Here is a 24,341-nt window from a genome sequence, read left to right as displayed (position 1 = left end):
ATCCACGGACAGAGCGTTCGCAGACTTGCTTCAGAGATGATTTGGTTATATTTTATACAGTTATTTCGTCTTCATCATGTCATTCATCTTTTCCAATTCATCTTTTCAAAGTCAAAATTACCTATGACCACAGAACCGTCTAAAGCGCCGCCGCTTTACCCGAAGACCCACCTGCTCGCAGCAAGTGGCATCGCCGCCCTTCTCAGCCTGGCGCTTCTGGTATTCCCTTCCAGTGATGTTGAAGCCAAAAAGACGACCCTGAGTCTTGAACTGGAAAGCCCTGCAGAACAACTGACACAAGATCAAGACGCCGCCGACGCCATCCAGGCCACAAATGAGCCGGCAGCCTCCCCCTTCGCGCAGATCGAAAACAGCGCCGAAGACACTCAGGAAACCGCCCAGGCCGCCCCCGTCCCTGCTCCCGCACCAGTCGTCGAAGAGAAGAAAGCGCCAGGCCATAAGGAAGTGATCGTTAGCAAAGGCGACACGCTCTCGACGCTGTTCGAAAAAGTCGGCCTTCCAGCCGCTTCGGTGCATGAAGTACTGGCCAGCGACAAGCAGGCCAAGCAGTTCAGCCAACTCAAACATGGCCAGAAGCTTGAGTTCGAACTGAGCCCGGCTGGCCAACTGACCAACTTGCACAGCAAAGTCAGCGATCTGGAAAGCATCAGCCTGACCAAGAATGACAAGGGTTATACGTTCAACCGCATTACCTCCAAGCCCACCGTTCGCTCCGCCTATGTTCATGGCGTGATTAACAGTTCGCTGTCGCAATCCGCCGCCCGAGCCGGTTTGTCCCACAGCCTGACCATGGATATGGCCAGTGTGTTCGGCTATGACGTCGACTTCGCCCAGGATATTCGCCAAGGTGACGAGTTCGATGTGATCTATGAACAGAAGGTCGTCAACGGCAAAGCTGTCGGCAACGGCCCGATCCTCTCCGCACGCTTCACCAACCGTGGCAAGACCTACACCGCGGTGCGCTACACCAACAAGCAAGGCAACAGCAGCTACTACACGGCTGACGGCAATAGCATGCGCAAGGCGTTTATCCGTACCCCGGTAGACTTCGCCCGCATCAGCTCGAAATTCTCCATGGGCCGCAAGCACCCGATCCTGAACAAGATCCGCGCCCACAAGGGCGTCGATTACGCCGCCCCACGCGGTACGCCGATCAAGGCTGCCGGTGACGGCAAAGTATTGCTGGCGGGTCGTCGCGGCGGTTACGGCAACACCGTGATCATCCAGCACGGCAATACCTACCGCACGCTGTACGGTCATATGCAGGGCTTCGCCAAAGGCATCAAGACTGGTGGCAGCGTCAAGCAAGGTCAGGTGATCGGCTACATCGGTACCACCGGCCTATCCACCGGCCCGCACTTGCACTACGAGTTCCAGGTCAATGGCGTACACGTCGATCCACTGGGCCAGAAGGTAGCGATGGCCGATCCGATCTCCAAAGCTGAACGCTCACGCTTCCTCGCGCAAAGCCAACCGCTGATGGCGCGCATGGATCAAGAGAAAACCACCCAGCTGGCTTCGAGTAAACGCTAAGCCATGGCGCTCTATATAGGTGTGATGTCCGGGACCAGCCTTGATGGACTGGACATTGCGCTGATTGAGCAAACCCCGGCGATCAAGCTGATCGCCACCCATTACATCCCTATGCCTGACTCCCTGCGCGCCGATCTGCTTGGCTTGTGCGCCAGCGGCCCGGACGAGATTGCCCGCTCCGCCATTGCCCAGCAAAACTGGGTGAAACTGGCCGCACAGGGCATTCACACCCTCCTCGACCAACAAAATCTGAAACCCGACGACATTCGCGCGATTGGCAGCCACGGCCAGACCATTCGCCACGAGCCGGCGCGCGGGTTCACCGTGCAAATCGGCAACCCGGCTTTGCTCACCGAGCTGACCGGCATCACCGTAGTCAGCGATTTTCGCAGCCGCGATGTAGCCGCAGGCGGGCAAGGCGCGCCATTGGTTCCAGCCTTCCATGAAGCCCTGTTTGAGGAGCGGGCTGGTAACCGTGCGGTATTGAACGTCGGCGGATTCAGCAATCTCAGCCTGATCGAGCCCGGCAAACCTGTCGCGGGTTTTGACTGCGGCCCGGGGAACGTCCTGCTGGATGCCTGGATTCATCAACAACGCGGCGACAACTTCGATCGCGACGGCCAATGGGCCGCCAGTGGCAAAGTTGAACCGGTTCTGTTGAATGAGCTGCTCAGCGATCCTTTCTTTGTAACCCAAGGCCCGAAGAGCACTGGCCGCGAAGTGTTCAATCTCCCGTGGCTGATGCAGCATCTGTCGCAGCTACCAACCTTCGCTGCCGAAGATGTACAGGCCACGCTGCTTGAGTTGACTGCGCTGACCATTGTCGAGTCATTGCAAAGCGCCCAATCAGATACTGAAGAGCTGCTTGTCTGTGGTGGCGGCGCACACAACGCCACGCTGATGAAACGCTTGGCCGGTCTGTTGCCGAACGCGAAAGTCAGCAGCACCGCTGCGTATGGCGTAGACCCGGACTGGGTCGAAGCCATGGCCTTCGCCTGGCTGGCCCATTGCTGCCTGGAAGGTATCGCGGCCAACCGCCCAAGTGTCACCGGTGCCCGCGGCCTGCGCGTACTCGGCGCCATCTACCCCGCCTGAAACCCCAGACAGCAAAACGCCGCAGAGTCCTGAGACCCTGCGGCGCCTGGTAATTCGGTGAAGGTGCGATCAGATCGAGAACGAAGAGCCGCAGCCACACGTGGTGGTAGCGTTCGGGTTCTTGATCACGAAACGCGAACCTTCCAGACCTTCCTGGTAATCCACTTCGGCACCTGCCAGGTACTGGAAGCTCATCGGATCGACCACCAGGCTGACGCCTTCGCGCTCGACGATGGTGTCGTCATCGGCCACTTCTTCATCGAAGGTGAAGCCGTACTGAAACCCTGAACAACCGCCGCCCGTAACGAATACGCGCAGCTTCAAGCGATCATTCCCCTCTTCATCGACCAGGCTCTTCACCTTGTGCGCGGCACCGTGGGTGAATTGCAAAGCCGTGGGGGTGAAGGATTCGACGCTCATGCTGACTATCTCCCGGCGTTACGCCGCCATAATGCGTGATGACGCGCATTATCCGCTTCTCCCAGAAAATCGGTCAACTATTGTTACGGTATATCAATCAACTCAATTGTCAGACCAGAATGCAAAAAGGCCCGTTCGACGGGCCTTTTTGCTGAGCGGGATAAAGCCTTACGGCAGCATGCCCGCATGGGAAAGACCCAAGCGCTCATCCAGGCCGAACAGGATATTCAGGTTCTGCACCGCCTGACCCGACGCGCCTTTGACCAGGTTGTCGATCACCGACAATACCACCACCAGATCACCATCCTGCGGACGATGCACGGCAATACGGCAAACGTTGGCGCCGCGCACGCTGCGGGTTTCCGGATGGCTACCGGCAGGCATCACATCGACGAACGGCTCATTGGCATAGCGCTTTTCGAACAGTGCTTGCAGATCCACCGAACGGTCCACGACAGTTGCGTAGAGCGTCGAGTGAATACCGCGAATCATCGGCGTCAGGTGCGGAACAAAGGTCAGACCAACGTCCTTGCCCGCTGCACGACGCAGGCCCTGGCGGATTTCCGGCAAGTGACGGTGCCCTTTGACGGCGTAAGCCTTCATGCTTTCCGACGTCTCGGCGTACAGCGAACCTACCGAGGCACCACGACCGGCGCCGCTGACGCCGGATTTGCAGTCTGCAATCAAACGCGTGGTATCTGCCAGACCAGCTTCAAGTAACGGCAGGAAACCCAATTGCGTGGCAGTCGGGTAGCAACCCGGCACAGCAATCAGACGCGCTTGCTTGATTTGCTCGCGATTGACTTCCGGCAGGCCGTAGACCGCTTCCTCCAGCAATTGCGGCGCACCGTGCGGCTGGCCGTACCATTTGGCCCACTCATCGGCGTCTTGCAGACGGAAGTCTGCCGACAGGTCGATGACCTTGGTCCCGGCAGCCAGCAATTCACCCGCCAGGGCATGGGCGACACCGTGCGGTGTGGCAAAGAACACCACGTCGCAGGCCCCGAGGGTCTTGATGTCCGGAACGCTGAAAGCCAGGCCGTCGTAATGGCCTCGCAGGTTCGGGTACATATCGGCCACGGCCAGGCCGGCCTCGGATCGGGAAGTGATCACCACCACTTCAGCTTGCGGATGCTGTGCCAACAGACGCAGCAGTTCGACACCGGTGTAACCCGTGCCGCCGACGATACCGACCTTGACCATAAACCTGCCCTCAACGAACCCACTGGAAAGCCGTCGATAATAGGGGCCCCGCGGCCCTGCGACAACCGTCAAGGTGACGTGCGGCGGCTCTACCCCCTACTATCTGCGCTACCGTGAACCTGGGAATAACTAAAAATGCTTTATCTGTGGCTCAAAGCGCTTCACATCATCAGCATGGTCTGCTGGTTTGCCGGCCTGTTTTACCTGCCGCGCCTGTTCGTCTATCACGCCCAAAGCGAAGACACTGTCAGCAAGGAACGCTTCAGTCTCATGGAGCGCAAGCTGTACCGGGGCATCATGGGCCCGGCGATGATCGCCACCCTGGTGTTCGGCATCTGGCTGATCAGTCTCAACCCAAGTGCCTACTTTACCCAAGGTGCATGGATGCATGCCAAATTGACCCTGGTGGTGATCCTGATCGGCTATCACCACATGTGCGGTGCACAGGTAAAACGTTTTGCCCGTGGCGAAAACACCCGCAGCCATGTCTTTTATCGCTGGTTCAATGAAGTGCCGGTTCTGATATTGCTGGCTATCGTAATTCTGGTCGTCGTTCGGCCGTTTTAATCCAACAAGCATCATTCACCCGGGGTACTTCCAATGTCGCTGCCCGCTTTGCTCGAACAACGTTTGCGTCTGCCCGTGGTGGCAGCGCCGATGTTCCTGATTTCCAACCCTGAGCTGGTGCTCGCCTGCTGCCGTAATGGCGTAGTCGGCAGCTTTCCCGCGCTGAACCAGCGTGAGAGCAGCGGTTTCAAGGCTTGGCTGGAAGAAATCGAAGCAGGACTGGCGATACTGGAAAACCCCGCGCCTTACGCGGTGAACCTGATCGTCCACAACAGCAACCCGCGATTGCAGGCGGATCTGGCGATCTGCATCGAGCACAAAGTACCGATCGTGATCACCAGCCTCGGCGCCGTGAAGGAACTGGTCGACGCCGTGCACAGCTATGGCGGCCTGGTGTTTCACGACGTGACAACCCGTCGCCACGCGGAAAAAGCCGCCGAGGCCGGCGTGGACGGTTTGATCGCCGTGGCTGCGGGCGCCGGGGGTCACGCCGGGACCTGGAGCCCGTTTTCGCTGATCGCCGAGATTCGCCAGTTTTTCGACAAGACCCTGCTACTGGCCGGCTGCCTGAACCATGACCATGAAATTCTTGCCGCGCAATTGCTCGGCGCGGATTTGGCCTACTTCGGTACGCGATTTATCGGTACCACGGAAAGTCATGCACCTGACGCGTATAAGGAGATGCTCCTGACTTCCAGAGCCGCAGACATCGTCCATACTCCAGCGGTGTCGGGAGTACCGGCAAGCTTTATGCGTCGGAGCCTGGAGGCCGCCGGTTTCGATATAGCAGCCCTGCAAGGCAAGGGTGAGGTGAACTTCGGCTCCAAGCTCAAGCCGTTGAGCGATGAAGCCAAAGCCTGGAAAACCGTGTGGTCCGCAGGCCAGGGCGTCGGAGAAATCGATGACCTGCCGAGTGTCGATCAACTGATCGCACGTCTCGATGCCGAATACCGCAAGGCGCTGGAACTGGCGGCGGCGCTGCCCAAGCGCTGGCCGCGCTGACAGAAAAACTTGGCCAGCCCAATCCGGCTGGCCCTACACTCCATACTTGCAACTCCGCCTATTACAAACTCTCGCGACAAGGATGCCTCGGCCATGAGCGAAAACCGTTTCAAGATCGTCTTCGATGGCGCTCTGCAGCCAGGTGTTGACGCCACCACCGCGAAGCTCAATCTCGCCGAGCTGTTCAAAAGCGATGTCGCGGCTATCGAGCGCCTGTTCAGTGGCCGGACAGTTGCACTCAAGCGCGACCTGTCACACGCCGATGCGCAGACTTACCTTCAGGCACTGACGAAAACCGGCATCGATGCCCGAATCGAAACAGAACCCTCGATCGAGCTGAACCTGTCCGACGTTCACGAACACGCCCCTGCCAACAGCCAACCTTTCACGGCAGATCCCGATTCTCCCTATGCACCGCCCCGCGCCTCTGTCGGCGAAGCACTGCCGGAGTTTTCTGCACTCAAGGCATTCAGTTTCGTTGGCCGCATCGGTCGCTTGCGCTTTCTCGCCTGGACGATGGCTCTTACGCTGGTGACGCTTGGCGTTGGCGCCGTGCTGGCTGTTTTCGGCTTCGCGCTCATCAGCACGGACTCGACTGCAGGCTTGATTCTCGCTGGCCTGCTCGCCTTTATCCTGGTCGTGGTGCTCGCCTTCATCAGCATCCAGTTCAGCGTGCAGCGCCTGCACGATATCGGCTGGTCCGGCTGGCTCTGGCTGCTGAACCTTGTACCGGTCGTGGGCAGCATTTTTCCGTTTGTAATAATGATTGTGCCGGGTAACAACACGGCCAACCGGTATGGCGCACCACCACCGCCCAACAGCAACGCGGTCAGGGTGCTGGCTTCGCTGTGGCTGGTGTTTATCGCGATCATGTTCGTCGGCGGGCTGACTGGAGGCCTCACCGCGATTCAGGATGAGTACGAAAGCGCCACCGAGAGCACCTATCAAAGCAGCTCGATGATCACCGACGAAGTTGAAGTGGAGCCGGCCGAAGAGGCCGAACAAGCGCCAAATTCATCCGATGATGCAGCCGAAGCAGCCGAGCCCCCTGTAGACTCTGCAAAAGAATGAACAGCGCTCCCCGCCCGTGACACCTGCGTCGCCGGCGCGGAGCTGTTGCGATGGAGAACTGCATGACCCGTTACGCTCTGATCACTGGCGCTTCCAGCGGCATCGGCCTGGCGATGGCCGAAGCGCTGGCCCGGCGCGGCCGCAGCCTGATACTGGTGGCCCGACAGCGTGATCAGCTGGAAAGCATTGCGATTGAACTGACTCAACGTTTTGGTGTGGAAGTGTTGTTTCGTGCCTGTGACCTGGGCGAGCCGCTGAGGCTGTCCGGTTTTTTGCTGGAGCTGGAGGAAGGCGACCGGCAGATAGATTTGCTGGTCAACTGTGCCGGCATGGGTACCTGCGGCCCGTTCCTGGCCCAGGACTGGATGACCGAGCAAGATCTGATCGAAGTGAACATCCTGGCCCTCACTCGCTTGTGCCATGCCATCGGCAACAGCATGGCCTTGCAGGGCGGCGGACAGATTCTGAACGTCGCCTCGGTCGCGGCGTTCCATCCCGGCCCCTGGATGAGCACTTATTACGCCAGCAAAGCTTACGTACTGCATTTTTCCGAAGGTTTGCGCGTTGAACTGAAAAAGTGCGCGGTCAAGGTATCGGTGCTCTGCCCCGGCCCGACCCGCACGGCGTTTTTCCGCACCGCGCAACTGGACACCGACAAACTGGTCGAGAGCAAACTGCTAATGAGTCCAGAAGAAGTCGCGCTCTATACCGTGCGCGCGCTGGCGAAAAATCGCGCCATTATTATCCCCGGTCGCCTGAATCGCTGGTTCGCGTTCCTGCCGCGGCTCGGCTCACGCTGGCTGACCCGGACAATCGCAGGCATGGTCAACAAAGCCTATTGCCCGCGCTGATCAATCCTCAAGGCAAAAGGCTGGGCTCTGACATAACCCATGGTTACACTCAGGCCAGCCCAAACAACGGAGAAAACAGCTGTGGATACTCTGTTCACCAAGATCATCAACCGGGAAATCCCGGCGAAGATCATTTACGAGGACGACCAGGTACTGGCCTTCCACGACATCGCACCACAGGCCCCCGTGCATTTCCTGGTAGTCCCGAAGAAACCGGTGCGCACCCTTAACGACCTCACCGAGGACGACAAGGCTTTGGCCGGACATATTCTGTTCACGGCCCAGCGTCTGGCTCTGGAATTGGGCTGTGAAGAAGGTTTCCGGGTGGTCATGAACTGCAATGAATTGGGCGGGCAGACCGTCTATCACATTCATATGCACGTGCTGGGTCAACGCCAGATGCACTGGCCACCGGGCTGATTCACCGCCCTCCCCTTGTAGGAGCGAGGCTTGCCCGCGAAGCTTTTGGCGCACTTGAGGACGCCTTCGCGGGCAAGCCTCGCTCCAAGGTTGGTGTCGCTCCCACCACAAATGACCCAGCGCAAACCCTCCCCCGGCCGATTGGGTTAAACTGGCCGCCGAGATTCTTCCCGGAGGTCAGCATGACTACCCAACGTCACTACTCGCCAATTGACCGTCTTCTGCTGCAAGCCGATGCCGCGATGCGTACTTTGTTGCCCTTCAGTGGTCAGCCCTACCGTCCATCGCCTGCCATCGTGCAGCCGGATGCGCAGATGAGCGACGAGGACACCCGGCACGTCGCCGGTTTGATGCGCATCAACCATACCGGCGAAGTCTGCGCCCAGGCGCTATACCAAGGTCAGGCCCTGACCGCCAAGCTGCCGAGAGTGCGCGCCGCCATGGAGCACGCCGCCGAAGAAGAAATCGACCATCTGGTCTGGTGCGAACAACGCATTCATCAGTTGGGCAGCCATACCAGCATCCTCAATCCGCTGTTCTACGGCATGTCGTTCGGGATCGGCGCAGTCGCCGGGCTGATCAGCGACAAAGTCAGCCTGGGTTTCGTTGCTGCCACCGAGCATCAGGTCTGCAAACACCTGAACGAACACCTTGAGCAACTGCCAGCCGAGGACGAAAAGTCCCGGGCGATCCTGGAGCAGATGCGCATCGATGAAGAGCATCATGCTGAAAGTGCGCTGGATGCAGGTGGATTTCGTTTTCCGGCGCCAGTGAAATTCGGGATGAGTTTGTTGGCCAAGGTGATGACGAAGAGTACTTATCGGATCTGACGCAAGCGTCTTCAGACCGTGCCATGGCACGGTCTGTCTGACAGGCAGCAATAAAAAAGGCGATTACCGCAAGGTAGTCGCCTTTTTTACTTGAAGATCTTAGTTTGGCAAGTTGCGCGCGTAGAAGATTTCGAGCATTTCGTGTTTCACACGCGCAGTCACTTGGGCACGCGGCTCAGAAGACAGGTTGCTGGTGGCGTCGCCGAACAGGTAGTTATCCAGCTCGAAGTGCTTCAACAGCATTTTGGTGTGGAACAGGTTCACCGTCGGTCATCTGGTACGCGTCGCGGGTGTCTTCGGACAAGTAGTTCTGGATCGAGTTGATCTCGTGGTCGATGAAATGCTTCTTGCCTTCAACATCGCGTTCATGACAGCTGAATGTCGATTCAACCGAGTTCGATGATTTCGTAGTCGTGGGTAATCGCCACGCCAGCCGCGCCGAGCATGATCGAGGCAGAGCAATACTTCTCGGCCGACAGCTCGATGGCGCGCTTGACCTGGGCTTCTTTCAGCCCGCGGCCCTTGACCACGAAGTGCATGTGGATCTTGGTGAAAACCTTCGGATCTTCGGTCGCACGCTCGGCTTCGAGAAAGGCTTCGCAGCTTTCGACGGCCTGACGGGACTTCTTGAGGATGCTGACCACATCAAAATTGCTGCAACCGCCAACACCCAGCAGAAGCATTTCCATCGGCCGGACACCCAGGTTACGACCGCCGGCTTCGGGCGGACCGTCCATGACCACGACATGACCGCTGCCGGATTCGCCGAGGAACATGGCTTCGCCAGCCCATTGGATGCGTGCCTTCATCGCCAAGACTCCACTGTCTAAAAAAGGGTCGCCAGCTTAGCACAGGGCCCTTGATTGGCAGCGTTTCGCCTTCCTGGGACATAACCATCTACGTCGTAGGCAAATTCTCGAATCTTGAAGGAATGTGTCTGTTAAGCTGGCGCCAAACCAATGGCGCATAGCCAGCTTTGCAGCGAATAAAAAGGATCGCAGGCCTCGCCGGCTCCTACAAAAAACAAACACACCGTGCAGTCTTTTCGGGATACAACCATGGTTGCTATTACCCCCACACCTAAAATCAAGAACCTCGACAAACTGTTGATGCACTGCCAGCGCCGTCGCTATGCCGCCAAGAGCAACATCATTTGTGCCGGTGACCGCTCGGACACACTGTTTTTCATCATCAGAGGTTCGGTGACCATCCTGATTGAGGATGACGACGGCCGGGAAATGATCATCGCCTACCTCAACTCCGGGGATTTTTTCGGCGAACTGGGTCTGTTTGAGCAAGCCGGGCTGGAACAGGAGCGCAGCGCCTGGGTGCGCGCCAAAGTCGAATGCGAAGTCGCGGAAATCAGCTACGCGAAATTCCGCGAACTGTCCCAACAGGATCCAGACATTCTTTACGTGCTTAGCGGACAAATCGCACAACGCCTGCGCAATACCACGCGCAAGGTCGGCGATCTGGCATTCTTTGACGTGACCGGTCGCGTGGCGCGCTGCCTGCTGGAGCTGTGCAAGCAACCTGACGCCATGACCCACCCGGACGGCATGCAGATCAAGGTGACCCGTCAGGAAATCGGCCGGATTGTCGGTTGTTCCCGTGAGATGGTCGGCCGCGTGCTCAAGGATCTGGAAGAGCGCAACCTGGTCGACGTCAAAGGCAAGACCATGGTGGTCTTCGGTACGCGCTAGGCTTGAAAACTCAGGCGGCGAACATCTGCGCCAGCATTTGCCGGTAGAATCCGTCGAGACGTGTCAGCGCGTCTGGCGCCGTGAACTTCTCATGCAGGCCGATGTGGCTATCGGCACGCACCCGTTGCTCCAGGCCGCAAGCTTCATTGAAGCGATTGACCGCAGCGACCATCGATTCGCGCTCGTTATCCAGCAGCATTGCACCATGCACCAGTCCCACTGGACGCTGACCGCCCTGACTCTGGCGCCAGCGCTGAGCAGTGCCGACCATCTTGCGCCCATCCAGATTGACGTTAAAGCGGCCATCGCAAAACGCACCGTCGATTTCGCCAAGCGACGAAGTGCCGCCCAGCTCATCCAGCAACTGACAGATCGGATCGCACAAACGCCGGTAACCGGATTCGATACGGTTTAGGTCACCTTCGCTGCGCGGTGGCGCATAGACCAGCGCGATATTGAGGGTGGATGCCGATTGCGGCACCGGCTCACCACCGGTTTCACGCAATAATACCGGCCAACCCGCCGCCGCTGATACCTCGCACGCCGCTTCGAAACCCGACAAGCGATTCAAGCGGCGCGGCATGACCAATGCCCGATCACTGGGTTGCCAGAACAACAGAGCGAACTCTGAATCGCCAGCGCAGACTGAGGTCAGCAGATCCTGCTCGGCGAGCAGGCCGGCTTCGATGGTCAGCGAAATTGGCTGGGGCATGGATGACTCCGTAAGACATGAAGTCTTTGGGGTACTTGATGGCCTCTTCGCGGGCAAGCCCGCTCCCACAGGGGATCGGGTTGCCTGCGAAGATGTCTTCAGTCGAGCGTCGAACCGCTCACTGGAACGCCACGCTCGGGAAAGAACAGGCGCTGCAGCTCGGCACCCGGGCTTTCGGCGCGCATAAATGCCTCGCCGACCAGGAATGCGTACACGTCGCTGATTTCCATCAGCTCGACATCGGCCCGGTTAAGAATGCCACTTTCAGTAATCACCAGACGATCGCGCGGGATACGCGGCAACAGGTCGAGGGTGGTTTCCAGATTGACGTCGAAGGTGTGCAGGTTGCGGTTGTTCACGCCCACCAGCGGCGTGTCGAGGGTTTTCAAGGCCCGCTCCAGCTCGTCGCCGTCGTGGACTTCCACTAGGACATCGAGACCGACGCTTTTGGCCACGGCCGCCAGCTCGGCCATTTTCACGTCGTCCAGTGCGGAGACGATCAACAGCACGCAGTCAGCGCCCAGGGCACGGGATTCAACGATCTGGTAAGGATCGATCATGAAGTCCTTGCGGATCACCGGCAACTTGCACGCCGCCCGGGCCTGTTGCAGATACGCATCGGCACCCTGGAAGTAATCGATGTCGGTGAGCACCGACAGGCAAGTCGCCCCGCCCTTTTCGTAACTCCTCGCAATGTCCGCAGGCACGAAGTTCTCGCGAATCACGCCCTTGCTTGGCGAAGCTTTCTTGATTTCAGCAATCACCGCCGGCTGTTTCTTCTTGGCCTGATCGATCAATGCCTTGGCGAAACCACGGGGTGCATCGGCCGCCTTGGCCAGGTTTTCCAGCTCTGCCAGGCTCACACGAGCGCTACGCTCGGCGACTTCCTGGACTTTGCGGGCCAGAATTTTTTCCAGAACCGTCGGTACACTCATCCCTCATTCTCCACTTTGAATACCGCGGTAAATGCACCCAACTCCTCAAGTTTTTCCCGAGCGAGGCCTGTGTGCAGCGCATCGTGCGCCAGGGCAACGCCTTCTTTCAAACTGCTGGCATGGTCGGCGGCGTACAGCGCGGCGCCGGCATTGAGCACGATCATCTCGGCGGCTTTCTGACCGTTCTCGGTCTTGCGCTTGCCCAAGGCATCGCGAATCAGCTCAAGGGAAGCTGCCGGGCTTTCCACCGCCAGACCGTGCAGACTCTGGCTCTTCATGCCCAGATCTTCGGGTTCGACCCAATACTCGGTGATCTGGTCATTCTTCAATTCCGCCACAAAGGTCGGTGCCGCCAGACTGAACTCGTCCAGGCCATCCTTCGAATGCACCACCAGCACGTGTTTGCTACCCAGACGCTGCAGAACTTCGGCCAATGGCCGGCACAACGCCTGACTGAACACACCCACCACCTGATGTTTCACACCGGCCGGATTCGTAAGCGGGCCGAGCATGTTGAACAGTGTGCGCAAGCCCAGCTCGCGGCGCGGGCCGGCGGCGTGCTTCATCGCGCTATGGTGGGTCTGGGCAAACATGAAACCGATACCGACGTTGTCGATGCAACGCGCTACCTGAACCGGGGTCAGGTTCAGGTAGATACCCGCGGCTTCCAGCAAATCGGCGCTGCCGCTTTTGCCCGACACTGCACGGTTACCGTGCTTGGCTACGGTGCAACCGGCTGCGGCGACTACGAACGAGGAAGCCGTGGAGACGTTGAAAATGTTCGCACCGTCGCCGCCGGTGCCGACCACATCGACCACGCCGTCGAGGGTATTGAGTTCAACTTTGTCCGCCAATTCGCGCATCGCCGTCACGGCGCCGACGATCTCATCGATGCTTTCGCTCTTCATGCGCATGGCCATCATGAACGCGCCGATCTGCGCATCCGTGCATTGCCCGGTCATGATTTCGCGCATGACATCGCGCATCTCATCGGTACTGAGGTCGAGGTGGCCGACGATACGGCTCAGGGCTGTCTTGATATCCATGGAAAGTCCTTAGCGCGTGCCGCCGGTTTGTTTGAGGAAGTTGGCGAACAGCTCATGGCCCTGTTCGGTGAGGATAGACTCAGGGTGGAATTGCACACCCTCGATGTTCAGCGTCTTGTGGCGCAAGCCCATAATCTCGTCGACCGAGCCGTCTTCGAGCTGGGTCCAGGCGGTCAGCTCCAGGCAATCGGGCAGGGTTTCACGCTTGACGATCAGCGAGTGGTAGCGGGTGACCGTCAGCGGGCGATTCAGGCCTTCGAATACCCCCTTGTCCTCGTGGAATACCGGGCTAGTCTTACCGTGCATGACTTGACGGGCACGGACCACATCGCCGCCAAAGGCTTGGCCGATGGACTGGTGACCCAGGCAAACACCGAGAATCGGCAATTTACCGCCAAAATGTTTGATCACATCAATCGACACGCCTGCTTCGTTCGGCGTGCAAGGGCCGGGTGAAACGACGATCCGCTCAGGGTTGAGGGCTTCGATTTCGGCAATGGTGAGTTCATCGTTGCGCACGACTTTGACCTGGGAGCCGAGCTCACCGAGGTATTGCACAACGTTGTAAGTAAAAGAGTCGTAGTTATCGATCATCAGCAACATGGCGTTAAGAACCTCTTGAATTTACTGACTTTGAATACAGCCTTCGAATGATTTACCCGCAACGTCCTGCACTTTGTCAGTCGCTGGAGTCGCGCTGCAAAGCGGTTTGTCTTGCGGGTAAAGAAGGCAAAGCGGTAAAGATCCGGCCGGGCCGGCAGAAGGATTCAGGCGCGCCAACGCCAACGGGCATGTGCCTTGATGACTTGATCCAGAAGTTTGCTGACGATCAACACGGGGAAGGTCTCATCTATACGTCTTGGCACAGTAACTTAGCTGGGCAGAGCGTGCAATATGGGGCGATCGAAGCGCGTGAAACAATCGACGGGTTCGCGCCGAACGGCAACAGGCTCTATAGTTTTTGGCACTATCGTTTTGCTCACTACAACAATAACAAACGGACTTGCTCATGATCAGACAGACGTTGGCTGTACCGCTTGCCGGCTGCTTGCTCGCTATGGCCTGCACCCAGGCGATCGCGGCGCCCAACCCTTATTCGAATTTCATCGTCTTCGGCGATAGCCTCAACGATGCCGGGCAGTTTACCGACACGGGCGGCCCTCCCGGTTCGACCCTGCGCTTTACCAACCGGACCGGGCCGGTTTACCAGAACGGCAGCGGCGAAGTCTATTCCGCCAACTCGACCCAACTGCTAGGTGAAAGGCTCGGGTTTTCACCGGACCAGACGGCCGCTTCAACCTCGGCGGCGCGTGCGAACCAAGGCCTGCCGGATGGCAATAACTGGGCCGCTGGAGGTTACCGCACCGACCAGATCCTCACCTCGATCACCAGCGTATCCGCCACGGGTGAACGCACGCGTTCGGGCTATCTGCCGACAAACAACTTCAGCGCCGATCCGAATGCGCTGTATTACATTTCCGGAGGTGGTAACGATTTTCTTCAGGGGCGTGTACAAAGTGGTGCTCAGGCAAATGCCGCGGCGAATCGACTGGCCGACAGCGCCCAGGTTTTGCAGACCGCCGGCGCACGGTACATCGTGGTATGGCTGCTGCCCGACCTGGGTTTGACGCCCGCCATCAATGGCACCCCCCTGCAGGCGGCTACCTCACAACTGAGCGCCGCCTTCAACCAGCAGTTGGTCACCCGACTCGCCGGGATCAATGCCGAAATCATCCCGTTGAACATTCCATTGCTGTTGCAGGAAACCTTCGCCGACCCAGCGCGCTTCGGCCTTGCCGTCGGCCAGAATCTGACGGCTACCTGCTTCAGCGGCAACGATTGCACGGAAAACCCCGTGTACGGCATCAACAGTGCCACCCCGGATCCGAGCAAGCTGATCTACAACGATGGGGTGCACCCGACCGAAACCGGGCAAAAACTGATAGCCGATTACGCCTATTCCTTGCTGGCAGCACCCTGGGAGCTGACGCTGCTACCAGAAATGGCCCACGCCACCTTACGCGCGCACCAGGACGAACTGCGTAACCAGTGGCAATCCGACTGGGAGAACTGGCAGGCCGTCGGCCAATGGCGCGCGATTGTCGCCGGCGGTGGTCAGCATTTGGATATCGATAGCCAAAGCAGCGGCGCCAGCGCCGACGGCAGCGGCTACAACCTGAATATTGGCGGTAGCTACCGTCTCAATGAAGCCTGGCGCGTCGGTGTGGCTGCAGGCTTCTATCGCCAGAACCTGGAAGCAGGTAGTCACGATTCGGACTACAAACTCAATAGCTATCTGGCGACCGCCTTCGCTCAGTTCCAGCAGAATCGCTGGTGGGCCGATGCCGCGTTGACCGGTGGCAAGCTGGATTACGACAATCTAGAGCGCAAATTCGACCTCGGTGTCAGCGAAGGCGCGGAAAAGGGTGATACCGACGGCCATCTCTGGGCCTTCAGTACTCGCCTTGGCTATGACATTGCCCAACCGGGCAGCGAATGGCACCTGTCACCGTTCATCAGCGCCGATTACGCCAAAGTGGAAGTCGACGGCTACTCGGAAAACAGCAACCGCTCCACGGCGCTGACCTTTGATGATCAGACCCGAGACTCGAAACGCCTGGGTGTCGGTTTGCAAGGCAAATACAACTTCACCCGTCAGACCCAGGTGTTTGGCGAATATGCCCACGAGCGTGAATACGAGGACGACACCCAGAAAGTGAATGTTGCCCTCAACAGCCTGCCGTCCCTCGACTTCAATCTTCAGGGCTACACACCGCAAAGCCATCTCAACCGCTTAACCCTGGGGGTCAGCCACAAATTGACCGCCGACCTGGCGCTGCGTGGCGGCTATACCTTGCGCAAGGATGATGACTTTACCCAGCAAGGTTTGACCGTTGGGGTTGCGCTGGACTTCTAAATCGCAGGCAATAAAAAACGCGGCCGCCTTACAGGCGCCGCGTTTTTTTGAAATGAGCACTATCCATGTGGGAGCGGGCTTGCCCGCGATAGCGGACTGACAGACAACATCAATGTTGAATGTACTGGCCCCATCGCGGGCAAGCCCGCTCCCACAGGGTTATCGGTGAACTCAGGTATCCGGAGTTTGCTCGGCCAGGGCCACCGCACGAAACATGGCGCGACGCTTGTTCAGGGTTTCTTCCCATTCCAGCGCCGGCACCGAGTCGGCGACGATGCCGCCACCGGCCTGTACGTGCAGTTCGCCGTTCTTGATCACGGCGGTGCGGATCGCAATCGCGGTGTCCATGTTGCCGTTCCAGGCGAAGTAACCGACCGCGCCGCCATAGACGCCACGCTTGACCGGTTCCAGTTCGTCGATGATTTCCATCGCGCGAATCTTCGGCGCGCCAGACAGTGTGCCGGCCGGCAGGATCGCCCGCAGTGCGTCCATCGCCGTCAGCCCGGCCTTCAATTGGCCGGTAACGTTGGACACGATGTGCATCACGTTGGAATAACGCTCGATCACCATCTTCTCGGTGAGTTTTACCGAACCGATCTCCGAGACGCGACCGGTGTCGTTGCGGCCCAGATCGATCAACATCAAGTGCTCGGCGATTTCCTTGTCATCCGACAGCAGGTCTTTTTCCAGCGCCACGTCAGCCTCTTCGTTGGCCCCTCGCGGACGGGTGCCGGCAATCGGGCGCACGGTGATCAGGTTGTCTTCGACCCGCACCAGGACTTCCGGCGAACTGCCAACGACGTGGAAGTCGCCGAAGTTGAAGAAGTACATATAAGGCGTCGGGTTGAAGCAGCGCAGCGCCCGGTACAAATCGATGGGCGCAGCCTTGAAGTCGATCGACATGCGCTGGGACGGCACAACCTGCATGCAGTCACCAGCCAGGATGTACTCCTTGATGGTGTCGACGGCTTTTTCGTAATCGTTCTGGGTGAAGCTGGAGCGAAACACCGGATCAGCCGATTGCTGTTTGCTGAAGTCCAGGCCACGACGCGGAGTGATTGGCTGGCGAAGTTGTTCCAGCAGCGTTTGCAGACGCGCCTGACCTTGCTCGAAGGCGTCTTCCTGCGACGGATCGGCCAGGACAATCGCGTGCATCTTGCCGGCGAGGTTGTCGAACACCACCACGGCGTCGGACACCATCAGCAGAATATCCGGTACACCCAGTGGATCCGGGTTCGGGCATTTGCCCAGACGCTTCTCCACATAGCGCACGCAGTCATAACCGAAGTAGCCCACCAGGCCGCCGTTGAAGCGCGGCAGACCGGCGATGGTCGGCACGTTGTAGCGCGCCTTGAAGGCTTCGACGAAGGCCAGTGGGTCTTCAACGTCGTGGCTTTCGATCTCGATGCCGTCGTGGGTCACGCTGACGTGATGATCGTGAACTCGCAGTACGGTGCGGCACGGCAGGCCGATAATCGAATAACGGCCCCATTTCTCGCCGCCCTGCACCGACTCCAGCAGATAGGAGTTCGGCTCGTCGGCCAGTTTCAGGTAGATCGACAGCGGCGTGTCGAAGTCGGCCAGGGTTTCGCAGGCAAGCGGGATGCGGTTGTAGCCGGCAGCGGCCAAACGCAGGAATTCTTCGCGGATCATGAGGTGCCTCGTGGCTTGAGGGTCTAACGGTCAGGTGTGCAAACGCGCCGGTACGCCGGCCAGGAACAAGTCAGGCGCGCCAACGCCAGCGGGCCAGGGCCTTGATGACTTTCATCCAGAGTTTGCGAGTGACCACCACGATGGCGTTTCCAGGAGGGGATTGAACAGCGTCGGGCAACGTTATCTCAGCGGCCGGATCCAGGCAACCGGGAATTAGTTTGCGCAGATCATCGATCACCAGCGCCGGTGATTCTTCGGCAATCGGCCGACCGTGGTTATAGCCATAACTAAGGGCCACGCATTTGACCCCCGCCGCTTTCGCCGCCAGCACATCGCTGCGCGAGTCGCCGACGAACAACGATTGCGACGCCGGAATGTTGGCCATTTTCATCACGAAAAACAGCGCGGCCGGGTCCGGTTTCTTCTTCGGCAAGGTGTCGCCACCGATGATCCATTTGAAGTAACGGCCGATCTTCATCTGATCCAGCAGCGGCGCGACGAAGCGCTCCGGCTTGTTGGTGATCAGCGCCATTTCGACGCCTTGTTTGTTCAGCCACTTGAGGGTGTCACGCACGCCGGGGTAAACCACCGTCAGTTCGTGACCGTCCTCATAAAAGCCGTTGAACAATTCCAGGGCATGCTCGGCCTCGACCTCATCGACACCCTCGCCGTCGATGTGGTTGGCCAACGCCCGGCGCACCAGCATGTGCACGCCGTTGCCAACCCACTCCCGCACCGATCCGATACCGGCAGGTTGACGCCCGAGTTTGAGCAGCATGTTATCCACGGCCGCTGCGAGGTCAGGGACCGAATCGACCAGCGTGCCATCCAGATCGAACATCACCAGCCGCGGCAGACGCCCCGGGAACAGCTGCTCAAAACCGCTCATGGGCGAGCCAACGCCAGTTCGGAACGCATTTTTTCAATCACTTCCTGATAGTTCGGCGCATTGAAGATCGCCGAACCGGCGACAAAGGTGTCAGCACCCGCCGCCGCGATTTCACGAATGTTATTCACGTTCACCCCGCCGTCGATCTCCAGGCGAATGTCACGCCCGGAAGCATCGATCAGCGCTCGTGCCTCACGCAGCTTGTCGAGGGTGGCCGGAATGAACTTTTGCCCGCCGAAGCCCGGGTTGACGCTCATCAGCAGGATCATGTCGACCTTGTCCATCACGTACTTGAGCACGTCCAGCGGGGTCGCCGGGTTGAACACCAGGCCTGCCTTGCAGCCGCCTTCACGGATCAGTTGCAGGGAACGGTCGACGTGTAGCGTGGCTTCCGGGTGGAAGGTGATGTAGGTCGCGCCGGCCTCGATGAAGTCACCGACGATGCGGTCCACCGGGCTGACCATCAGGTGTGCGTCGATCGGCGCGGTCACGCCGTACTTGCGCAGCGCGGAGCACACCATCGGGCCGATGGTCAGGTTTGGCACGTAGTGGTTGTCCATGACATCGAAGTGCACGAAGTCGGCGCCGGCGGCCAGGACGTTGTCCACTTCCTCGCCCAGGCGGGCGAAGTCGGCGGAGAGAATCGACGGAGCAATGACGAAGGGCTGCATGACGCACCTTTTTTGAGCAGAATCACGATGGCGCGCATTGTATACCTCATGCTTTGACGCGCGCACCGTGCTGCGATGATTGGGTATTAATAGGCCGCTCGGTAGATCTTCTCGATATCGACGGTGCTCAGCTTGCGCGGATTATTGCGCATCAGGCGCTCGATGCCGGCGGCTTCAACGGCCATGGCCGGGATCGCGTCCTCGGACACCCCGAAACTGCGCAGGCCCAACGGGATTTCCACCGCGGCGCACAGCTCGGTCATCGCCTCCACGGCTTTGTCCGCCGCTTCGTTCGCGCTCAACTGAGCAGTCTTCACCCCCATGGCTTCGGCAATATCCTGCATACGCTCCACGCAAGCCATCTTGTTCCAGGTCATGACATAAGGCAGCAGCAAGGCATTGCTGACGCCATGGGCAATATTGAACCGCCCGCCCAGTGGGTACGCCAACGCATGCACCGCGCCGACCCCGGCATTGCCGAACGCCATGCCGGCCATCAGGCTGGCGGTGGCCATGTCTTCGCGGGCTTGCAGATGGGATGGATTGGCGTAGGCCTTGGGCAGCGCTTTGGTAATCAGTTTGATCGCGCCAATGGCCAGGGCATCGGTGATTGGCGAGGCATTGAGCGAAAGATAGGACTCGATGGCGTGCGCCAGCGCATCGACGCCACTGGCGGCGGTGACACTGCGCGGGCAGGTCAGGGTCATTTGCGGACTGACCAGCGCCACGTCAGGCAGCAGGTAATCGCTGACGATGCCCTTCTTCAACTGCGCGACCTTGTCGGAAAGAATCGCAACGTTAGTCACTTCCGAACCGGTGCCGGCAGTGGTCGGGATGGCAATCAGCGGTGGGCCTTTGCGCGGCACCTGATCGACGCCGAACAAGTCCTGCAGCTCGCCGTGGTAACCGGCATAGGCTGCAACACTCTTGGCGATGTCGATGGCACTGCCACCGCCCAGGCCGATCAGCCCGTCATGCCCGCCTTCACGGTAAACCCGCATGCAATCTTCGACGATGGCGATTTCCGGGTCCGGCAACACCCGGTCGAAAATCTCGTAACTGCGCTCGCCCAGCTGCGCCAGCGCCAGCTCTACCGTGCCGGACTTGACCAGAGCAGCGTCGGTAACGATCAGCGGGTTGTCGACATCCAGGCGTGTGAGCTCTGCCGCCAGTTGCTCGATGGCACCTGCGCCAGTGATCAGTTTGTGAGCAATTTTGAAAGAGGAAAGACTCATGTGCGCAGCCTCTTATAGATAGGGGAGCTGGGCACAATAGTAGCTGGGGATTGGGGTTTGTCTGCTATTCAGATAACAAATGACCCGCGATTCCGAAAACACTCTAGATCACTGTGGGAGCGGGCTTGCCCGCGATGACGGTGTATCAGTCAACATGGATGTTGAATGTCATGACGCCATCGCGGGCAAGCCCGCTCCCACATTTTTTCCGCCTGTGGCTTCAGACCTGCGCAGTACGCAGTTTCTCGCTGCGCCCACGCAGCCATTCCAGCGTCAGCAGCAGGATCACCGAGAACGCAATCAACAGTGTCGCGGCAGCCGCAATCGTCGGGCTGAGGTTTTCGCGGATGCCGCTGAACATCTGACGAGGCAAGGTCGCTTGTTCGGGACCGGCGAGGAACAGCGTCACCACCACTTCATCGAATGAGGTGGCAAAGGCAAACAGCGCACCGGAAATCACACCCGGCGCAATCAACGGCAAGGTCACCCGACGAAACGCGGTCAGCGGCGAAGCCCCCAGGCTTGCAGCGGCCCGCACCAGGTTCTGGTTAAACCCCTGCAAGGTCGCCGATACCGTGATGATCACAAACGGCACACCCAAAACGGCGTGCACCACAATCAGCGAGATATAGCTGTTGCCAAATCCCAATGGGGCAAAAGTCAGGTAACTGGCCACACCAATGATCACTACCGGCACCACCATCGGCGAGATCACCAGCGCCATCACCAGCGGTTTGCCCGGGAAATCACCCCGGGTCAGGCCGATCGCCGCCAGCGTGCCGAAGATCATCGCCAGAACCGTCGCTGCCGGGGCCACGATCATGCTGTTCTTCAACGAACGCATCCATTCCGCCGAGGCGAAGAAATCCTGGTACCAGTGCAGCGAAAAGCCCTGCAGCGGATAGACCAGGAAACTCCCCGAGTTGAACGACAGCGGAATGATCACCAGCACCGGCAGGATCAGGAACAACAGAATCAAGCCGCAGAGAATCCGCAAGCTGTAGAACCACACCCGTTCGATGGGCGACATATAAGGACTCAGCATTTCATTCTCCCCTTAGCTCAGGCGCAGGCGACTGGCGCCCACCAGCCAGCTGTAAATCAGATAAAGCACCACGGTCGCCAGCAGCAACAGCCCACCGAGCGCGGTCGCCATGCCCCAGTTGATGCTGGTGTTGGTGTAGAAGGCGACGAAATAGCTGACCATCTGATCGTTCGGGCTGCCCAGCAATGCCGGGGTGATGTAGTAGCCGATGGCGAGGATGAACACCAACAGGCAACCGGCGCCGACACCGGCATAGGTCTGCGGGAAATACACCCGCCAGAAACTGGCGAACGGGTGGCAGCCGAGGGAAATCGCCGCGCGCATGTAAGTCGGTGAGATGCCTTTCATCACGCTGTAGATCGGAAGAATCATGAACGGCAGCAGGATGTGCACCATCGAGATGTAGACCCCGGTGCGGTTGAACACCAGCTCCAGCGGCTTATCGATAATGCCCATGGCCATCAGGCCACTGTTGATCAAGCCGCCCGATTGCAGCAACACGATCCACGCGGCGACTCGCACCAGAATCGAGGTCCAGAACGGCAACAGCACCAGAATCATCAACAGGTTGCTTTGCCGCGATGGCAGGTTCGCCAGCAGGTAGGCCAGCGGGTAGGCCAGCACCAGGCAGATCAGGGTGATGATCAGGCCCATCCAGAAGGTGCGGGCGAAGATATCGAGGTAGATCGCCTGATCGGGGGTGGCCGGGGCAACTTCCCCCAGGTCGTCGATACGGTGATCGACAGCCGCCAGCAGGTAATAAGGCGTAATGTTACTGGTGTTGCGACGCACGACCTGCCAATAGGCCGGATCACCCCAGCGCTCGTCGAGGCCTTCCAGCGCTTCTTTATAGGAGGCCGGTTCGGTGGCGAACGGTAAGGCGCGTGCGGTTTTGGTCAGCAGGCTGCGGTAGCCGGCCAACTCCATGTTCAAGCGCTTGGACAAGTCGCCCAAGGTCTGATTCTTGCGGGCTTCGGCGAGGTCTTCGCTGGCGGCCTTGTACACAGGCTCTGCCGGCAGGCCTCGGCCATCCCAACTGGCGATGGCTGCCACGGTGCGCGGCATGGTGCCGACCACTTCCGGGTTACCGACGCTTTTGAAGAGCAGCGCCACGATCGGCACCAGGAACACCAGCAACAGAAACAGCACCAACGGCGCGATCAAGGCTTGAGCTTTCCAGCGGTTGATCCGCTCGGCGTGCTTGAGCCGCTGCTTCAAGGTGGGGTCAGTGCCCGCGTTCACGGGAACGGCGATAGCCATGGCGTACTCCGGAAATCTTTGATCATTGCAAAGGTGGCAAACGCCGCCTCGAACTTTTGGTGCTGATCGTTCCCACGCTCTGCGTGGAAACGCATCCAGTGACGCTCTGCGTCACAGGGACGCGGAGCGTCCCGGGCGGCATTCCCACGCAGAGCGTGGGAACGATCATCCGGTGAACCGTCGTCCCGTGTGGCGTGGTTACTTGGCAGCCCAGGAATTGAAGCGCTGCTCCAGTTGCTCGCCGTTGTCAGCCCAGAAGCTGACGTCGATCTGCACCTGATTGGCGATGTTTTCCGGGGTGGTCGGCATGTCTTTCAGGACATCCTTGGACAACAACGGCACGGCTTGGGTATTGGCCGGGCCGTAAGCGATGTTTTCCGAGTAGGTCTTCTGCTGCTGCGGAGCCACCGAGAACGCGATGAATTTCTTCGCCGCTTCAGCGCGGGTTTTATCCAGGCCTTTTGGAATCGCCCATGCGTCGAAGTCGTAGATACCGCCGTTCCACACCACTTTCAGGTTGCTTTCTTTCTGTACCGCCGCGATCCGGCCGTTGTAGGCCGAGCTCATGACCACGTCACCGGAGGCGAGGTATTGCGGCGGTTGTGCGCCGGCTTCCCACCACTGAATGCTTGGTTTGAGCTCATCAAGTTTCTTGAACGCACGGTCCTGACCGTCTTTGCCGGCCAGCACTTTGTAGACGTCTTTCGGTGCAACGCCATCGGCCATCAAAGCGAATTCCAAGGTGTACTTGGCGCCTTTACGCAGGCCGCGTTTGCCCGGGAATTTCTTGGTGTCCCAGAAATCCACCCAGCTGGTCGGAGCGGTTTTCAGCTTGTCGGCGTTGTAGGCCAGCACGGTCGACCACACGAAGAAACCCACGCCGCATGGCTGGATAGCGCCTTTGACATAGTCTTCGGTCTTGCCGAACAGCGCAGGGTCGAGTTGCTCGAACATGTCTTCGTCGCAACCACGGGACAGTTCTGGCGATTCAACTTCCACCAGGTCCCAGGACACGCTCTTGGTGTCGACCATGGCTTTGACCTTGGCCATCTCGCCGTTGTACTCGCCAGCGATGATTTTGCCGTTGCCCGCTGCTTCCCACGGTGCGTAGAAGGCCTTGACCTGCGCCGCCTTGTTCGCCCCGCCAAAGGACACCACGGTCAGGTCCGGGCCCGCCGCCATTGCGTGTGCCGCGCCGATCATGCCCATGACCAAAGCGGTGAATTTCAGGGATCTCAACATTTATTGTTCTCCAACTGCAG

Annotated in this window: 25 protein-coding genes and 1 pseudogene; 11 read left to right on the top strand and 15 right to left on the bottom strand. The window is 59.1% G+C overall.

What is annotated here, in order from left to right; genetic code table 11:
* Positions 1–123 precede the first annotated feature (123 nt).
* Together PSH65_RS03125 and PSH65_RS03120 are read left to right on the top strand one after the other, a co-directional pair.
* Positions 124–1,554, top strand: a complete 1,431-nt coding sequence (locus PSH65_RS03125; RefSeq protein ID WP_305424899.1) for a peptidoglycan DD-metalloendopeptidase family protein — start codon at positions 124–126, stop codon at positions 1,552–1,554.
* Between the two features lie 3 nt (positions 1,555–1,557).
* Complete coding sequence (locus tag PSH65_RS03120) at positions 1,558–2,649, top strand: anhydro-N-acetylmuramic acid kinase (protein ID WP_305424898.1); 1,092 nt, start codon at positions 1,558–1,560, stop codon at positions 2,647–2,649.
* Between the two features lie 69 nt (positions 2,650–2,718).
* On the opposite strand, the gene erpA is transcribed toward PSH65_RS03120, so the two are convergent.
* Both erpA and argC read right to left on the bottom strand, forming a co-directional pair.
* The gene (erpA, locus tag PSH65_RS03115) at positions 2,719–3,069 is read right to left on the bottom strand and encodes an iron-sulfur cluster insertion protein ErpA (RefSeq protein ID WP_007906865.1); all 351 of its coding nucleotides are present in this window, start codon (positions 3,067–3,069) and stop codon (positions 2,719–2,721) included.
* A 168-nt stretch (positions 3,070–3,237) separates the two neighbouring features.
* The gene (gene argC / locus PSH65_RS03110) at positions 3,238–4,272 is read right to left on the bottom strand and encodes an N-acetyl-gamma-glutamyl-phosphate reductase (RefSeq protein WP_305424897.1); all 1,035 of its coding nucleotides are present in this window, start codon (positions 4,270–4,272) and stop codon (positions 3,238–3,240) included.
* A 135-nt stretch (positions 4,273–4,407) separates the two neighbouring features.
* Here argC and hemJ point away from each other — a divergent pair, with 135 nt between their 5' ends.
* From hemJ to coq7, 6 genes are all read left to right on the top strand, one after another.
* The gene (gene hemJ, locus PSH65_RS03105) at positions 4,408–4,839 is read left to right on the top strand and encodes a protoporphyrinogen oxidase HemJ (RefSeq protein WP_305424895.1); all 432 of its coding nucleotides are present in this window, start codon (positions 4,408–4,410) and stop codon (positions 4,837–4,839) included.
* A gap of 33 nt (positions 4,840–4,872) precedes the next feature.
* The gene (locus PSH65_RS03100) at positions 4,873–5,841 is read left to right on the top strand and encodes a nitronate monooxygenase family protein (RefSeq protein ID WP_305424894.1); all 969 of its coding nucleotides are present in this window, start codon (positions 4,873–4,875) and stop codon (positions 5,839–5,841) included.
* Between the two features lie 93 nt (positions 5,842–5,934).
* The gene (locus PSH65_RS03095; RefSeq protein ID WP_305426934.1) at positions 5,935–6,912 is read left to right on the top strand and encodes a DUF805 domain-containing protein; all 978 of its coding nucleotides are present in this window, start codon (positions 5,935–5,937) and stop codon (positions 6,910–6,912) included.
* A gap of 62 nt (positions 6,913–6,974) precedes the next feature.
* Entirely contained in the window at positions 6,975–7,763 is a 789-nt protein-coding gene (locus PSH65_RS03090; protein ID WP_305424893.1) for an SDR family oxidoreductase, read from the top strand.
* Positions 7,764–7,844: 81 nt separating this feature from the next.
* Positions 7,845–8,183, top strand: a complete 339-nt coding sequence (locus tag PSH65_RS03085; protein WP_007906873.1) for a histidine triad nucleotide-binding protein — start codon at positions 7,845–7,847, stop codon at positions 8,181–8,183.
* 182 nt (positions 8,184–8,365) lie between these two features.
* Positions 8,366–9,013 (top strand): 2-polyprenyl-3-methyl-6-methoxy-1,4-benzoquinone monooxygenase, encoded by a 648-nt coding sequence (gene coq7 / locus PSH65_RS03080; protein WP_305424892.1) that lies wholly within the window; start codon positions 8,366–8,368, stop codon positions 9,011–9,013.
* A gap of 99 nt (positions 9,014–9,112) precedes the next feature.
* Here the strand turns inward: coq7 and PSH65_RS03075 are convergent.
* Both PSH65_RS03075 and PSH65_RS03070 read right to left on the bottom strand, forming a co-directional pair.
* Positions 9,113–9,377: pseudogene (locus PSH65_RS03075) on the bottom strand (S-adenosylmethionine decarboxylase); the annotation flags it as partial.
* A 22-nt stretch (positions 9,378–9,399) separates the two neighbouring features.
* Positions 9,400–9,822 carry an OsmC family protein gene (locus PSH65_RS03070; RefSeq protein WP_003176451.1) on the bottom strand — a complete coding sequence of 141 codons (423 nt, stop codon included), beginning with the start codon at positions 9,820–9,822 and terminating at the stop codon, positions 9,400–9,402.
* A 249-nt stretch (positions 9,823–10,071) separates the two neighbouring features.
* Here PSH65_RS03070 and crp point away from each other — a divergent pair, with 249 nt between their 5' ends.
* On the top strand, positions 10,072–10,716 hold the full coding sequence (gene crp / locus PSH65_RS03065) for a cAMP-activated global transcriptional regulator CRP (protein ID WP_305424891.1): 645 nt from the start codon (positions 10,072–10,074) through the stop codon (positions 10,714–10,716).
* A 10-nt stretch (positions 10,717–10,726) separates the two neighbouring features.
* Here crp and PSH65_RS03060 read toward each other — a convergent pair whose 3' ends face one another.
* The 4 genes from PSH65_RS03060 to PSH65_RS03045 form a co-directional block, all read right to left on the bottom strand.
* Positions 10,727–11,428: a lipoate--protein ligase family protein gene (locus PSH65_RS03060; protein WP_305424890.1), complete on the bottom strand. Its 702-nt coding sequence runs from the start codon at positions 11,426–11,428 to the stop codon at positions 10,727–10,729.
* A gap of 98 nt (positions 11,429–11,526) precedes the next feature.
* Positions 11,527–12,363: an indole-3-glycerol phosphate synthase TrpC gene (trpC, locus tag PSH65_RS03055; protein ID WP_305424889.1), complete on the bottom strand. Its 837-nt coding sequence runs from the start codon at positions 12,361–12,363 to the stop codon at positions 11,527–11,529.
* Positions 12,360–13,409 (bottom strand): anthranilate phosphoribosyltransferase, encoded by a 1,050-nt coding sequence (gene trpD, locus PSH65_RS03050; protein WP_007906883.1) that lies wholly within the window; start codon positions 13,407–13,409, stop codon positions 12,360–12,362. Before trpD ends, trpC begins: the two co-directional genes overlap by 4 nt.
* A gap of 9 nt (positions 13,410–13,418) precedes the next feature.
* Positions 13,419–14,012: an aminodeoxychorismate/anthranilate synthase component II gene (locus PSH65_RS03045; protein WP_305424888.1), complete on the bottom strand. Its 594-nt coding sequence runs from the start codon at positions 14,010–14,012 to the stop codon at positions 13,419–13,421.
* 47 nt (positions 14,013–14,059) lie between these two features.
* Between PSH65_RS03045 and PSH65_RS03040 the strand changes: the two genes are divergently transcribed.
* Entirely contained in the window at positions 14,060–14,422 is a 363-nt protein-coding gene (locus PSH65_RS03040; RefSeq protein ID WP_305424887.1) for a hypothetical protein, read from the top strand.
* Positions 14,419–16,326, top strand: coding sequence for an esterase EstP (gene estP / locus PSH65_RS03035; RefSeq protein ID WP_305424886.1), 1,908 nt, complete (start codon positions 14,419–14,421; stop codon positions 16,324–16,326). The genes PSH65_RS03040 and estP overlap by 4 nt, the downstream gene beginning before the upstream one ends.
* Before the next feature lie 171 nt (positions 16,327–16,497).
* Here estP and trpE read toward each other — a convergent pair whose 3' ends face one another.
* From trpE to PSH65_RS03000, 7 genes are all read right to left on the bottom strand, one after another.
* On the bottom strand, positions 16,498–17,979 hold the full coding sequence (gene trpE, locus PSH65_RS03030) for an anthranilate synthase component I (protein ID WP_305424885.1): 1,482 nt from the start codon (positions 17,977–17,979) through the stop codon (positions 16,498–16,500).
* Between the two features lie 70 nt (positions 17,980–18,049).
* The gene (locus tag PSH65_RS03025) at positions 18,050–18,868 is read right to left on the bottom strand and encodes a phosphoglycolate phosphatase (RefSeq protein ID WP_305424884.1); all 819 of its coding nucleotides are present in this window, start codon (positions 18,866–18,868) and stop codon (positions 18,050–18,052) included.
* Positions 18,865–19,539: a ribulose-phosphate 3-epimerase gene (gene rpe, locus PSH65_RS03020; protein ID WP_007941649.1), complete on the bottom strand. Its 675-nt coding sequence runs from the start codon at positions 19,537–19,539 to the stop codon at positions 18,865–18,867. Before rpe ends, PSH65_RS03025 begins: the two co-directional genes overlap by 4 nt.
* A gap of 86 nt (positions 19,540–19,625) precedes the next feature.
* Entirely contained in the window at positions 19,626–20,774 is a 1,149-nt protein-coding gene (locus tag PSH65_RS03015; RefSeq protein WP_305424883.1) for an iron-containing alcohol dehydrogenase, read from the bottom strand.
* A gap of 220 nt (positions 20,775–20,994) precedes the next feature.
* Positions 20,995–21,819, bottom strand: coding sequence for an ABC transporter permease (locus PSH65_RS03010; RefSeq protein WP_095052684.1), 825 nt, complete (start codon positions 21,817–21,819; stop codon positions 20,995–20,997).
* Positions 21,820–21,831: 12 nt separating this feature from the next.
* Positions 21,832–23,079, bottom strand: coding sequence for an ABC transporter permease (locus PSH65_RS03005; RefSeq protein WP_305424882.1), 1,248 nt, complete (start codon positions 23,077–23,079; stop codon positions 21,832–21,834).
* A gap of 198 nt (positions 23,080–23,277) precedes the next feature.
* The gene (locus PSH65_RS03000) at positions 23,278–24,321 is read right to left on the bottom strand and encodes an ABC transporter substrate-binding protein (protein WP_305424880.1); all 1,044 of its coding nucleotides are present in this window, start codon (positions 24,319–24,321) and stop codon (positions 23,278–23,280) included.
* Positions 24,322–24,341: the final 20 nt, after the last annotated feature.

This window comes from Pseudomonas sp. FP603, assembly GCF_030687415.1.
Lineage (GTDB): Bacteria > Pseudomonadota > Gammaproteobacteria > Pseudomonadales > Pseudomonadaceae > Aquipseudomonas > Aquipseudomonas wuhanensis.
Note: the sequence above shows the minus strand (reverse complement) of the source record. Positions and strands in the feature narration are given on the sequence as shown.